This window comes from Microbacterium sp. TPU 3598 (assembly GCF_002356155.1).
Classification (GTDB): domain Bacteria; phylum Actinomycetota; class Actinomycetes; order Actinomycetales; family Microbacteriaceae; genus Microbacterium; species Microbacterium maritypicum_A.
This window is the reverse complement of record NZ_AP017975.1, coordinates 3,444,207-3,456,322: the sequence shown is the minus strand read 5'-3', so window position 1 is coordinate 3,456,322 and position 12,116 is coordinate 3,444,207. Positions and strand designations below refer to the sequence as shown.

Here is a 12,116-nt window from a genome sequence, read left to right as displayed (position 1 = left end):
TTTTCGTTTTCGACGACAAAGGTATGCGAAAACACAAAAAAGAAAAGACTTTCACTGAGGTTCCCCGTATTCCTGGCGTCAAATACGCAAATAAACCTAAACTGAGCGCATTCGGCATCTCGCCGAGGACTTTTACAGCGAAGTAAGGGGATTGCAGATGAAGCTCAAGAGGAGCCTGGCGGGAGTGGCCACGGTCATCACCGCCCTCGGAGTCACCGCCTGCGCCGGCGGCGCAGCGCCGGACGCGTCGGGAAACGCCTCCAGCGACACCATCACGTTCCGCTCGTGGAGCCCGATCGAGCAGACGACCCGTCAGATGATCGAGGCCTTCCAAGCGGAGAACGACGGATCGAAGATCGACGCGACGATCTTCAACTACCCGGAGTACCTCGTCGACCTGCAGAGCCGTGCCAGCTCGAACACGATGCCCGACGTGCTCGGCCTGCAGCCCGGAGCGCTCACCCAGCAGTACCGCGAGAACCTGATGCCTCTGCAGGACTGCGCTGCCGAGACCTGGGGTGACGACTGGCAGAGCAAGTTCTACCCGATCGGCATCGAACAGGCCCGAATGGGCAACCCCGAGGGCGACGACAACTTCTACTCGCTCCCCATCCTCACTCAGACGGTCAACCTCTGGGCCAACTCCGAGATCTTCGACGACGCCGGTCTGAGTGTGCCGAAGACCTGGGACGAGCTCGTGCAGACCACGAAGGACCTGAGCGGTGGCGACGCCGCCCCGTTCCTCCTGCCCGCGAAGGACTCCTGGCTGCGCAACGTCGTCTTCCTGCAGATCGCCAACAACGTCTCGCCCGGAACCGTCTATGAGGCAGAGGCCGGTTCCGTGCAATGGACAGACGCGGCCATCGTGAAGGCGTTCGAGTACTGGGGCAAGCTGTTCTCCGACGGCATCGCCCAGGACGGTGCGATCGGCCTCGACGCCTACCCGTCGGCGGTGAACCAGTTCGAGGCGGGCAACGCCGCCATGATCCCCCTCGGTGCCTGGTGGATCCAGCAGTCCGACCCGACCAAGTCCGACATCCCGCCGCTGTCGGAGGGCATGTCCGGGTACGAGCCGTTCCTGTTCCCGACCATCCCCGGCGGTGCCGCCGAGCCGCAGTTCGTCGGCGGCATCGACGTGAGCCTGGGCATCTCGAAGAACACGGCCAACCCCGACCTCGCCTGCAAGGTGCTCACCGACTTCATCGCCGGCTCCGCCGCGCAGAAGCTCGTCAACACCATGAACGATGTCCCCGCCGTCACCGGTCTCGCTCCGGAGAAGTTCACGAGCGAGAAGCAGGAGCAGATCTGGAACCTGTTCGTCGACGAGTGGCTCCCGCAGGTGAAGTACTCGCGCTACTTCGAGTCGCCCAAGCTCGACCAGGCCGTGGCCGATGCGCTCGCCGCCATCGCGACCGGTGACGCCACTCCGCAGGAGGCAGCGGAATCCGTCCAGGCCGTCCAGGACACCCTGTAGCTCGGGAACCTGTGGCAGCAGTGGAGTTCGTGCAGGGTCCGGGACCTCTTCCCCGGACCCTGCGCCGAGAGGAGCGCGCATGAAGATCCTGACGAGAGAGCGGCTGGTCGGCCTCGCCTTCCTGGCACCGACCCTCATCCTGTTCGCCGTATTCGTCGTGTACCCGATCGTGTACAACGTGCAGGCGAGCACGCTCGACTGGGACGGTGTCAACGTCGGCACGGCAGTCGGCATCGGCAACTACCTGGAGCTGTTCCAGGATCCGACGTTCCTCATCACGCTGCGCAACTCGGCGTTCTGGATCGTGCTGACGATCGTCCCCCAGGGCGTGATCGGCTTCCTCCTCGCCGTCGCCCTCAACCAGGGGCTCCGCGGCAGCACGATCTACCGGGCGATCTTCTTCATCCCCGCGATCCTCTCGCCGGTCGTGGTCGGGATCGTGTGGCAGCGCATCCTCGACCCTTTCAACGGCGTGCTCACCGCCATCGGCAAGGCCACAGGGCTCACCTTCCTCGGCGGCAACTACCTGGCCGATCCGCAGACGGCGATCTTCGCGGTGATCTTCGTGAACGTCTGGATGTGGACCGGGTTCTCGATGCTGTTCTACCTCGCGGGGCTGCAGCTGATCGATCCCAGCCTCGTGGAGGCGGCGCGCATCGACGGCGCCAACGGTTTCCAGACCATGGTGCGGATCACGTTCCCCCTGCTGAAGACCACCACACTGTCGCTCGTGCTCCTCGGGATCATCGGTTCGCTCAAGACCTTCGAGCTCGTCTACGTGCTCACGCAGGGCGGACCCAACCACGCGTCGGAGATGCTGCCCACCTTCGCGTTCCTGGAGGCGTTCCAGCTGCAGAACGTCGGGTACGCCTCGGCCATCAGCGTCGTGCTGCTCGTCGTCGCCGTCGTGAGCTCGCTCTCGATGGTGCGGGTGTTCGGCGCCGGATTCATCACAGGAGACGAGAAATGACCGCGACGAGCGAGACCCGCACCCTGATCGTCCCGAAGGACACCGTCGGCCGTCACCGCCACGGTGCTCCCGGACGCCGCGTCGGCTGGCTGCACTTCGTGCTCGTGCCGCTCGCCGTGCTCTGGCTCGTACCGATCATCATGGTCGTCGGGCTCTCGATGATGCCGCCGAACAACCCCGGCACGCAGTTCTTCGGGCTGTTCCCCGCGGAATTCAGCGTCAAGAACTACCTCACGATCTGGGACCAGAACCCGATCCTGTTGCACCTGCTCAACAGCCTCCTCATCACGGTGCCTTCGGTGCTGCTGGTCTGTCTGCTCGGATCGATGACCGCCTTCGCCCTGGCCCGGCTGCGGGTTCCGCTGAAGGCCCTGATCTTCGGGGTGCTGATCCTCGCGCTGATCCTGCCGATGTCGAGCATCGTGGTCGCGACGTTCCGCATCCTGCAGTCGATGCAGCTGTACAACAACCTCCTCGGGCTCGTCCTGGTGTACAGCGCACTCGGCCTGCCGTTCGCGGTCATCATCATCCGCACCTCCTACCTCGCGATCCCGCTCGAGACCTACGAGGCCGCACGACTCGACGGGGCGAACAGCTGGCAGATCTTCTGGCGCATCTACCTGCCGCTCGGCAAGCCCGCCCTCGCCGTGGTCGCGGTGTGGCAGACGATGATGAGCTGGAACGACTTCCTGCTGCCGCTCGTCACGCTCGGCGACAACGAGCTCAAGCCGCTCACCCTCGTACCGCTCGCCTACCGCGGCATGTACCTGTCACAGCCGGGGGCACTGTTCGCGATCCTGGTGCTGATCTCCATCCCGGTCGTGCTGCTGTTCGTCTTCATCCAGAAGTACCTGGTGAACGGCCTGTCGGGAGCGATCAAATGAGCGTCATCGGCCTCGATCTCGGAACCAGTGGCGTGCGGGCCGTCGCCTTCGCCGCAGACGGACGGACGCTCGGTGGGGCGTCGGCACCGCTGATGCTGCGGCGCGACGGTCGCGGGCGCGTCGAGCTCGATGCCGAGGAGATCATCGTCGCCGCCGAGAGCGTGGTGCGCGCAGCGGCGGCGGAGGCAGAGCAACTCGGCGACGCGGTGCAGGCGATCGGCTTCAGCGTGCTCGGCGAGGCCGTCGTGCCTGTCGACGGGGCCGGCGTACCGCTCGCTCCGGTGGCGGTGAGCATGGACACGCGCGGCATCGAACACGCCGCCGTGCTGGGGGCGCGGCTCGGAGACGGCCGCTTCACCGCGATCACCGGACAGCCGTTGCACGGGATGTTCTCGGTCTTCAAGATCATGGCCGGCGATGATGCCTGGTCTGCGGCCGCGGGTTACCGCTGCATCGGGGATCTGGTCGCCGAGCGGTGGAGCGGTGTCGCTGCCATCGACCTCGGTCAGGCCGCGCGTACCGGCATCCTCGACGTCGATCGAGGCGAATGGAGCAGCGAGATCCTCGAAGCCGTGGCCGCCTCCGCCCCGTGGGTGCGGGAAGACCGGCTCCCGGTCCCCGTGGCATCGGGAACCGTGATCGCCGGCGTCCACGACCAGGCGGCTGCCGTGCTCGGCGTCGCACCCGGCACGCGCCTGGTTGCCGGCACGCACGACCAGGCGGCTGCCTTCCTCGGCGCCGGTGGAGAGGCGGGAGTGCGGTCCGTGATCGCGCTCGGGTCGAGCGACTGCCTCTCCGTCGCCACCCGCGAACGCCCGCGTGGACTCGAGTCGACCGGCTTCGCCGGCTACCGACTCGATGACGAGACATGGATCACCCTCGCCGGAACCGCCGCAGGCGGATGGGCGCTGGAATGGCTGGCGACCCTCCTGGGCCGTGACGTCGGCGATGTGTTCGGCGCGCTCGCCGAGGATCCGCCCTCTCTCCTCGTGCTGCCGTACCTCGCCGGCTCCGGCACCCTCGACAACGACCCCTCCGCGCGCGGAACGATCCACGGCCTCACGCTCGACACGACCGTGCCGCAACTGGCGCGAGCCGTCGTGGAGGCCGCAGGCTTCGAGTTCCACAAGATCATCGCGGCCCTGGACCGCCACGGGGTCCGCGTCGATGACCTCCAGGTCACCGGCGCAGGTTCCGAGAACGCCGAGGCGCTCTCCGCCCGTGCCGCCGCGGCCGGGACGCGACTCACGCCGGTCGCCCGTGACGCATCCGCGCGTGGGGCGGCGATGCTCGCGCTCCGCGGTCTCGGCGCCGATTCCTCGGATCTCCTCGTCGCCCCCGACCCCGCGGCTGCGGCCGAGCCCGACCCCGCATCGGGCGAGTGGTACGCCGTGCAGCGAGCCGCCTACGCCGCCCTCTACGACGTGACCCGCGGCATCGCGCCGCACCTGGCCCGGCCATCGTGGCCGACCCAGAACCCGCCCCACCAGAAGGAGAACACGAAATGACCGAGACGACGCTCCAGCTCGACTTCGACATCGACGCCGCGCGCGAGGAGATCCTCGACTACTGCCTGCGTTCGATGGAGTACGGACTCAACTTCAACACGCAGGGCAACATCAGCATCCGCGTTCCCGGCGTCGAGGACCGGTTCCTGATCACGCCGACCGACCTCGAGTACGACAAGATGAGCGCCGATGACATCGTGCTCGTGAACGGCGACAGCGAGGTGATCGACGGACGGCTCGGGCCGTCGAGCGAGGTCACCGTGCACATGGCCGTCTACCGGCGTCGACCCGACGTGAACGCGATCGTGCACTCCGAGCCGGTGTTCTCCAACGTCTGGGGCGTCGTGGGGTCGCCGATCCTCGGGACGCTGGTGAACATGGTGATCTACACCAAGGGCGACGTGCCGATCATGCCGTTCGAGCTCAGCAACAACACCGAATTCGGCGAGCACATGTGCGACGCGATGGGCGACCTCAACGCGGTGGTGTGGGCGAACCACGGCCTGCTCACCGTCGGGCCGAACCTGCGTGACGCGTTCAAGACCAGTGTCGCGGTGGAGTCGGCGGCCAAGGTGCAGGCTTACGCCCGCGCGCTCACCGACACCCCGATCGTGCTCGACTACGACACGCTCGGCATCACCGAGTCGCTCTGAGGATCACGGATGGCACTGCAGACTCTGCGTACCGCGCTCGCCGACGCCGACGCGGGCGGCTACGCCGTCGGCGCCTTCAACGTGTCGAGCATCGATCAGGCGATCGCGGTGCTCGATGCCGCCGAAACGGAGCGTTCGCCCGTGATCGTGCAGGCGATCGCGGGGATGTCCGCCTACGACGACGAATCGCGCTGGTGGCACCGCCTGAGGCGTCTGGTCGCCGAATACGAGCATGTCCCCGCAGTGCTGCATCTCGATCACGGGCGCACCCATGACGACTGCGCGCGGGCCATGGACCACGGCTTCACCAGCGTGATGATCGACGCCAGCAGAGCGAGCGGCACCGATGAACCCGCCTCCTTCGCCGACAACGTGGCGCTCACGCGTCGGGTGGTCGAGGCGGCCGTGCCCTTCGGCGTGAGCGTCGAGGGCGAGCTCGGCACGATCGGCGGGGCGGAGGCGGGTGTCACCGGGGTGCTCGAGGAGATCGTGTTCGCCGACCCCGATCAGGCCGTCGAGTTCGTGGAACAGACCGGGGTGGACGCGCTCGCGGTGGCAGTGGGCACGAGTCACGGCTCGGTCAAGTTCACCGACGAGGCCGGAGGCCAACGGCTGCGGCTCGGCCTCATCTCGGAGATCAGAGGACGTCTGCCGGACACCTTCCTGGTGCTGCACGGTTCCTCGTCGGTGCCCGCCGAGGCGGTCGCCAGGATCAACGCACACGGCGGTGACGTGCGGCCCTCGTACGGGATCTCTCCTGAGCAGAAGGCGGAGGGGATCGCCGCAGGCATCCGCAAGATCAATCAGGGTACCGACTCCCACTTGGCCTGGAGTGCCGCGCTGCGCACATTCCTGCAGGAGAACCCCGCGGTGGTCGAGCCCAGCGAGCAGCTGCGCCCCGCGATGGGCGCATTCCGGGCGATGGTCACGCAGCGCATGCGTGAGTTCGGCTCCTCGGGTCGCGCCTGAGGCGCCGGCCCCGCGGGTGAGGCGTGACGAGCTCGATCTCGCAGGTCAGGCGAGCTCGATCGCGAGTCCGGCCTCTCGAAGCGTCTCCAGCTCGGCCGGAGGCGCTTCGACGCCGGTGATCAGCACGTCGACGCGCGCGAGCGGAGCCACCTGGATCACCTGACTCTTGCCGATCTTCGAGCTGTCGGCGACCACGATGGCCCGCGCCGCCGAGTCGAGGTAGCGCCTCTTCATGGTGACCTCGGGGAGGCTGGAGTTCGTGAACCCCCGCTCCGACACCCCGTTGCAGCCGATGAAGCAGATGTCGCTGTGCACGGACCCGATGAACATGTCGCCCATCGGGTCGATGAGCGAGCGCTGCTTGTAGTTCACGGTGCCGCCGGTGACGACGACAGTGATCTGGTGCGGCTCCGCGACGCCGAGCTCGAGCGCGATCGTGAGGGAGTTGGTGAACACCACGACGCCGCGCAGATCCTCCCGGGCTCGCAGGGCGCGGGCGATCGCGAGCGTCGTCGTCCCGGCATCGAGCAGGATCGCCATCTCGCTCTCGACCAGCGCGGCCGCAGCATTGCCGATGCGTCGCTTCTCGGTGACGGCGCGCGTGAGGGCCCGCTCGTAGTCCGGGGAGTGGGCGGTGGACTTGATGCCCGAGATCGCTCCGCCGTGAACGCGCTGGATGACGTTCTCCTCGGCGAGGAGGTCGAGGTCGCTGCGCACCGTGACCTCGGACACGCTGAGGGTGCGGCTCAGCTCCTGCACGCGGGCGAAGCCCTGACGCTCGATGATCGACACGATCTGCTCGCGCCGCACCGTTGCGGGGACCGTCTGCGACCACTCTGGCATCCCCTCAGCGTACTCGGGACGGCGGAGCAGCCGACGGGTGCGCCGCCGGCGCCGCGCGATACTGTTGCACCTGTTGCACCACCCGGCTGCCGCATCATCAGGGCGTTGTCGGCGGGCGAGCCGGGGCAGCAGCAGTCGGCGGGAAGCAGAGGAGCGCATGGCAACGATCTACGACGTCGCCGCGCTCGCCGGCGTCTCGCCCGCGACGGTCTCGCGCGTCTTCAACGGCACGAGCGTGTCGGACGAGAAGGTCGCCGCCGTCCGTGCGGCCGCCGCGACGCTCGACTTCACGCCCAATCGGGCCGCCCGCTCGCTGCGTCGACAGAGTTCCGAGGTCATCGCCCTCGTGATCCCCGACATCGAGAACCCGTACTTCACCGAGATGGCGAGAGGGGTCGAGGATGTCGCCTCGGAGGCCGGGTACTCCGTCGTGCTCTGCAATTCCGATGCGCAGGTGGAGAAGGAGGCCACGTACCTCCGCATCGCGATCGCCGAGAACATGTCCGGCGTGATCATCGCGACCGCTGATGAGCACTCCGACCTCGACAGCCTCCTCGCCACCGGCCGCCCGGTCGTGGCCGTCGACCGCAGCACGACCTACGACATCGACGGCGTGGTGATGGCCAATCGGGCGGCAGGCACATCGGCGACGCGGAGTCTGATCGATGCCGGGCACCGTCGCATCGCCTATATCGGAGGGCCCGCGCACATCGACACCGCCGCCGAGCGCGCTGCGGGATGGCGTTCCGCGCTCGCCGCGGCATATCCCGATCTCGCCCTCGACGGCCTCGAGCGCTTCGCGACGTTCCGCGTCGACGGCGGGCGTGCCGCGATGGAGGAACTGCTCGCCCTCCCGGAACCTCCGGATGCGGTGGTGGCCGGCAACAATCTGATCGGTGTCGGAGCGATCCAGGTGCTCACGGAGCACGGACTCACCCCGCCGGACGTGGGTGTCGCCGTGATCGGCTCGCTGCCGTTCACGACGCTCTCGCCGAGTGTCGTGACCGTGGTGCGCCTTCCGGCGCGGCACATGGGTGTGACCGCGGCGCGGATGCTGCTCGAACGGATCAAGGGTGATACCCAGCCGGCGCGCACGGTCGTGCTGCGCAACGAGCTTCAGCCCGCGAGCGCCGTGCGGAGCTGAGCGGGCGGTCGGGCCGGCTACTGCGAGCGCCAGAACCGCGTCGCGAGGTTCGCCACCTCTTTGTCGAGGCTGTCGACCTTGTGCTCCAGGGCGTCGATGCGGCCGGTGAGCCGGCCCTCGAGACTCTCCAGCCGCCCGCTCAGATCGCCGCGCAGTCCGCCGATCTCGCCCCGCAGCTCGCCGCGCAGGCCACCGACCTCGGCGCGGATCACCCGGCTGAACTGCATCGTCATGAGGGTCATGCCGCCGAGCATCATGGTCGTGAACACGCCGATCAGCGTCCATACCTGCGGGTCGTCCAAGCGCATGCCTCCAGTCTGATTCGGGGTGCCCAGAATGTCACGGTATTCCGGTGCTGGTCAGCCAGAAAGCTGCGGTCGGTGGGCGCACCACCCTTCGGCGTGAGTGGTGCAGGACGACTCGCGCCTTGCGTCATGAAATCGATTTCGCGTACAGTGGCGATGAAGCCCGGACTCCGTCGTCCGGGCACGAGGAGGACTCCATGCGCTGCACCCTCGGGGTGGACATCGGCACGTCCAGCAGCAAGGGCGTGCTCGTGGATGCCGGCGGTGGAATCCTGGCATCGGCGACGAGGGCGCACGATGTCGATCGTCCGCGCACGGGCTGGGTCGAGATGGACGCCGCGATCTGGTGGGACGAGTTCGTCGCGATCTCGGGGGAGTTGCTCGCCGCAGTCCCGGACGCCGAGATCGTCGGTGTGGGCGTCAGCGGAATGGGCCCCTGCATCCTCCTCGCCGACGAGCATGACGTCCCGGTGCGCCCGGCGATCCTGTACGGCGTCGACACCCGTTCGACCGTGCAGATCGAGCGCCTCACCCGGGAGCTGGGCGTCGACGACATCACTCGCATCGGCGGGTCGACGCTGACCTCGCAGGCGGGCGGACCGAAGATCGCCTGGGTCGCCGACGAGGAGCCCGCGGCGTGGGAACGGGCGCGGCGGCTGTACATGCCCGCGACGTGGCTCGTGCGCAAGCTCACCGCCGCCTACGTGCTCGATCACCAGTCCGCCAGTCAGGTGTCCCCCCTCTATGACATCGAAGGCGAATGCTGGCACGGCCCCTGGTGGGACCGATACGCGGCGCATGTCGAGCAGCCGACTCTGCAGTGGGCGGGAGATGTCGCCGGCGAAGTCACGGCCGAGGCATCGGCGCTCACCGGAATCCCCGCAGGCACTCCCGTGATCACGGGCACGATCGACGCCTGGACCGAGGCCGTCAGCGTCGGCGCGCACGAGGTCGGCGACCTGATGCTGATGTACGGCACCACGATGTTCATGGTCTTCACGAACGGTGCCGAGACGCTGCGGACGCCATCGATGTGGACCACGGCCGGTGCTTTCGCCGGCACCCGCAACCTCGCCGGCGGCCTCTCGACCTCGGGCGCGCTGACGGCCTGGCTCGTGGGGCTGACCGGCGCCGACTATCCCGAGCTGCTCGCCGAAGCGGAGACCTCGGGGGCCGGAGCGCGGGGCCTCCTCGTCCTGCCCTACTTCGCGGGCGAACGCACGCCGATCCAGGACCCGGACGCCCGGGGCGTGATCGCGGGACTCACGCTCGACCACACCCGCGGTGACCTCTACCGGGCCGCGCTCGAGGCCACGGCTCTCGGGGTGCGCCACAACGTCGAGACCATGCGCGCGGCGGGTGCGGACATCCTCCGCATCGTCGCGGTCGGCGGCGGCACCCAGGGGCGCTTGTGGTTGCAGATCGTGTCCGATGTCACCGGACTCGTGCAGGAGGTGCCCGCGACCACGATCGGGGCGAGCTACGGGGCGGCATTCCTCGCCGCGACCGCGACGGCCGCACCAGACGGGACTCCGGTCATCGCCGACTGGAACCCGATCTCCGAGCGCATCCACCCCGACGAGGCGGTGCGCCCGCTCTACGACGCCCTCTTCGACCGCTACGTGCGGCTGTACGAGGGGTCGAAGCCCGTCGTCCACGAACTCGCCGCTGCCCAGCGCGGCACGCCCGCGACCATCGACAACCCGACCCCCACCGCCCCGGAGGCATCATGACCACCTACACCCTGCCGACGCCGGCGACCCGTCCGGCCACCGCGCCGAAGACGGCATACATCATCACGTCCGGAGACCTGCGCGAGTCGGCGAACGTCGCCGGCTGGCCGACGCAGGTCGAGCTGGAGAGCGGCGTGACCGGTGTGCTGAACGCGCTCGGCTGGGAAGTCATCCGCCCGTTCGGCGTCGACCCCGAGACCGGCCATGGCTTCATCTCGAGCCAGCGGATGGGACTCGAGGTGTTCAAGAGCATTCCCGTCGATGCTCCCCTCGTCGTCGCCATCGCCAACTGGCAGTACTCCCACCACGTGCTCGCCGGTCTGCGGTCGCATGAGGGGCCGATCCTCACCGTCGCGAACTTCGCGGGGGACTGGCCAGGACTCGTCGGGCTGCTCGGGCTGAACGCGGGTCTGACCAAGATGGACAAGCCCTATGCGACGACGTGGTCGGTCGACTTCACCGATCAGTGGTTCACCGACGGCATCAGGGAATGGACCGAGACCGGTGCCATCGCCCACGACGCCTCGCACGTGCGCGCACTGCCCGCACTGCCGGAGAGCCCCGAGAAGCAGCTGGGTGAGGCGCTCGCGGCCGAGCTGCGCGCCGAGAAGGCGATCATCGGCGTCTTCGACGAAGGATGCATGGGCATGTACAACGCGATCTTCGACGACGAGCTGCTCAACAGGACCGGCATCTACAAGGAGCGGCTGTCGCAGTCGGCGCTGTATGCCGAGATGCTGAACGTCACCGAGGACGAGGCGGATGCCGCCTACGACTGGCTGATCGATGCGGGCATGACGTTCCGCTACGGCGACGACGCCGTCACCGAGCTCACGCGCGAACAGGTGCAGTGGCAGCTGAAGATGTACATCGCCGCGCTCCGCATCGCCGACGACTTCGGACTCGATGCGGTCGGCATCCAGTACCAGCAGGGGCTCAAGGACCTGGTGCCGGCGTCCGACCTGGCCGAGGGCATCTTGAACTCGACCGAGCGGCCGCCCGTCACCTCGCGCGACGGCTCACGAGTGCTGCACGAGGGGCGCGCGTTCCCGCACTTCAACGAGGCCGACGAGGGGGTCGCGGTCGACGCGCTCGTGACCGACCGGGTGTGGCGCGCGATGGGGCTCGTGCCCGACAACACCCTGCACGACGTGCGCTGGGGTGAGGACTACGACGGGCAGTTCGTCTGGGTCTACGAGATCTCCGGCTCGGTGCCCGCCTCGCACCTGGGCGGGTGGCAGAACGCCGAGGGCTGGCGCCAGGGCCACGTGTTCTTCCCGGCCGGCGGTGCGACCATCAACGGCGTCTCGAAGCCGGGTGAGATCGTGCTGTCGCGGGTGTTCATCGCCGAGGGGATCCTGCAGGCCGACATCTTCCGCGCCTCGGTCGTCGAGCTTCCTGCCGAGGAGACGCAGCGGCGCAAGGACGCCACCAACCCGGAATGGCCGATCGCGCACGTGGTGCTGCACGGCATCTCGCGTGACCAGTTCATGGCCCGCCACAAGGCCAACCACGCGCAGCTGGTCTACGCCCCGGATGCCGAGACGGCCGACAAGGCCCTGATCGCGAAGGCCGCGATGTTCGCCGGCATGGGCATCAAGGTCAACCTGGTGGGAGACGTGGCGGTCTGATC

The 12,116-nt window shown here is 68.1% G+C and carries 11 protein-coding genes; 9 read left to right on the top strand and 2 right to left on the bottom strand.

What is annotated here, in order from left to right; translation table 11 throughout:
* Positions 1-157: 157 nt before the first annotated feature.
* From MST3598_RS16475 to MST3598_RS16450, 6 genes are all read left to right on the top strand, one after another.
* Positions 158-1,474, top strand: coding sequence for an ABC transporter substrate-binding protein (locus MST3598_RS16475; protein WP_051671052.1), 1,317 nt, complete (start codon positions 158-160; stop codon positions 1,472-1,474).
* 79 nt (positions 1,475-1,553) lie between these two features.
* On the top strand, positions 1,554-2,444 hold the full coding sequence (locus MST3598_RS16470) for a carbohydrate ABC transporter permease (protein WP_021201702.1): 891 nt from the start codon (positions 1,554-1,556) through the stop codon (positions 2,442-2,444).
* Entirely contained in the window at positions 2,441-3,328 is an 888-nt protein-coding gene (locus tag MST3598_RS16465; protein WP_021201703.1) for a carbohydrate ABC transporter permease, read from the top strand. The genes MST3598_RS16470 and MST3598_RS16465 overlap by 4 nt, the downstream gene beginning before the upstream one ends.
* Positions 3,325-4,836 carry an FGGY-family carbohydrate kinase gene (locus MST3598_RS16460; protein ID WP_029259342.1) on the top strand — a complete coding sequence of 504 codons (1,512 nt, stop codon included), beginning with the start codon at positions 3,325-3,327 and terminating at the stop codon, positions 4,834-4,836. The genes MST3598_RS16465 and MST3598_RS16460 overlap by 4 nt, the downstream gene beginning before the upstream one ends.
* Positions 4,833-5,489: a class II aldolase/adducin family protein gene (locus MST3598_RS16455; protein ID WP_021201705.1), complete on the top strand. Its 657-nt coding sequence runs from the start codon at positions 4,833-4,835 to the stop codon at positions 5,487-5,489. Before MST3598_RS16460 ends, MST3598_RS16455 begins: the two co-directional genes overlap by 4 nt.
* Positions 5,490-5,498: 9 nt before the next feature.
* Positions 5,499-6,458, top strand: coding sequence for a ketose-bisphosphate aldolase (locus MST3598_RS16450; protein WP_029259341.1), 960 nt, complete (start codon positions 5,499-5,501; stop codon positions 6,456-6,458).
* 45 nt (positions 6,459-6,503) lie between these two features.
* On the opposite strand, the gene MST3598_RS16445 is transcribed toward MST3598_RS16450, so the two are convergent.
* A complete protein-coding gene (locus tag MST3598_RS16445) occupies positions 6,504-7,301 on the bottom strand; it encodes a DeoR/GlpR family DNA-binding transcription regulator (protein WP_021201707.1) in 798 nt (265 codons plus the stop codon).
* Between the two features lie 157 nt (positions 7,302-7,458).
* On the opposite strand from MST3598_RS16445, the gene MST3598_RS16440 reads away from it, so the two are divergent.
* Complete coding sequence (locus tag MST3598_RS16440) at positions 7,459-8,445, top strand: LacI family DNA-binding transcriptional regulator (protein WP_021201708.1); 987 nt, start codon at positions 7,459-7,461, stop codon at positions 8,443-8,445.
* Between the two features lie 17 nt (positions 8,446-8,462).
* On the opposite strand, the gene MST3598_RS16435 is transcribed toward MST3598_RS16440, so the two are convergent.
* Positions 8,463-8,753 (bottom strand): hypothetical protein, encoded by a 291-nt coding sequence (locus MST3598_RS16435; protein WP_021201709.1) that lies wholly within the window; start codon positions 8,751-8,753, stop codon positions 8,463-8,465.
* 194 nt (positions 8,754-8,947) lie between these two features.
* Between MST3598_RS16435 and MST3598_RS16430 the strand changes: the two genes are divergently transcribed.
* Entirely contained in the window at positions 8,948-10,483 is a 1,536-nt protein-coding gene (locus MST3598_RS16430; protein WP_029259340.1) for an FGGY-family carbohydrate kinase, read from the top strand.
* Positions 10,480-12,114, top strand: coding sequence for a fucose isomerase (locus tag MST3598_RS16425; RefSeq protein WP_029259339.1), 1,635 nt, complete (start codon positions 10,480-10,482; stop codon positions 12,112-12,114). Before MST3598_RS16430 ends, MST3598_RS16425 begins: the two co-directional genes overlap by 4 nt.
* Positions 12,115-12,116: the final 2 nt, after the last annotated feature.

What these genes read in the sequence shown, in the direction of transcription:
- MST3598_RS16445 (WP_021201707.1), bottom strand. Translation starts at nt 7,301, where the DNA reads ATGCCAGAGTGGTCGCAGACGGTCCCCGCAACGGTGCGGCGCGAGCAG.
- MST3598_RS16450 (WP_029259341.1), top strand. Translation starts at nt 5,499, where the DNA reads ATGGCACTGCAGACTCTGCGTACCGCGCTCGCCGACGCCGACGCGGGC.
- MST3598_RS16470 (WP_021201702.1), top strand. Translation starts at nt 1,554, where the DNA reads ATGAAGATCCTGACGAGAGAGCGGCTGGTCGGCCTCGCCTTCCTGGCA.
- MST3598_RS16425 (WP_029259339.1), top strand. Translation starts at nt 10,480, where the DNA reads ATGACCACCTACACCCTGCCGACGCCGGCGACCCGTCCGGCCACCGCG.
- MST3598_RS16430 (WP_029259340.1), top strand. Translation starts at nt 8,948, where the DNA reads ATGCGCTGCACCCTCGGGGTGGACATCGGCACGTCCAGCAGCAAGGGC.
- MST3598_RS16440 (WP_021201708.1), top strand. Translation starts at nt 7,459, where the DNA reads ATGGCAACGATCTACGACGTCGCCGCGCTCGCCGGCGTCTCGCCCGCG.
- MST3598_RS16435 (WP_021201709.1), bottom strand. Translation starts at nt 8,753, where the DNA reads ATGCGCTTGGACGACCCGCAGGTATGGACGCTGATCGGCGTGTTCACG.
- MST3598_RS16465 (WP_021201703.1), top strand. Translation starts at nt 2,441, where the DNA reads ATGACCGCGACGAGCGAGACCCGCACCCTGATCGTCCCGAAGGACACC.
- MST3598_RS16455 (WP_021201705.1), top strand. Translation starts at nt 4,833, where the DNA reads ATGACCGAGACGACGCTCCAGCTCGACTTCGACATCGACGCCGCGCGC.
- MST3598_RS16475 (WP_051671052.1), top strand. Translation starts at nt 158, where the DNA reads ATGAAGCTCAAGAGGAGCCTGGCGGGAGTGGCCACGGTCATCACCGCC.
- MST3598_RS16460 (WP_029259342.1), top strand. Translation starts at nt 3,325, where the DNA reads ATGAGCGTCATCGGCCTCGATCTCGGAACCAGTGGCGTGCGGGCCGTC.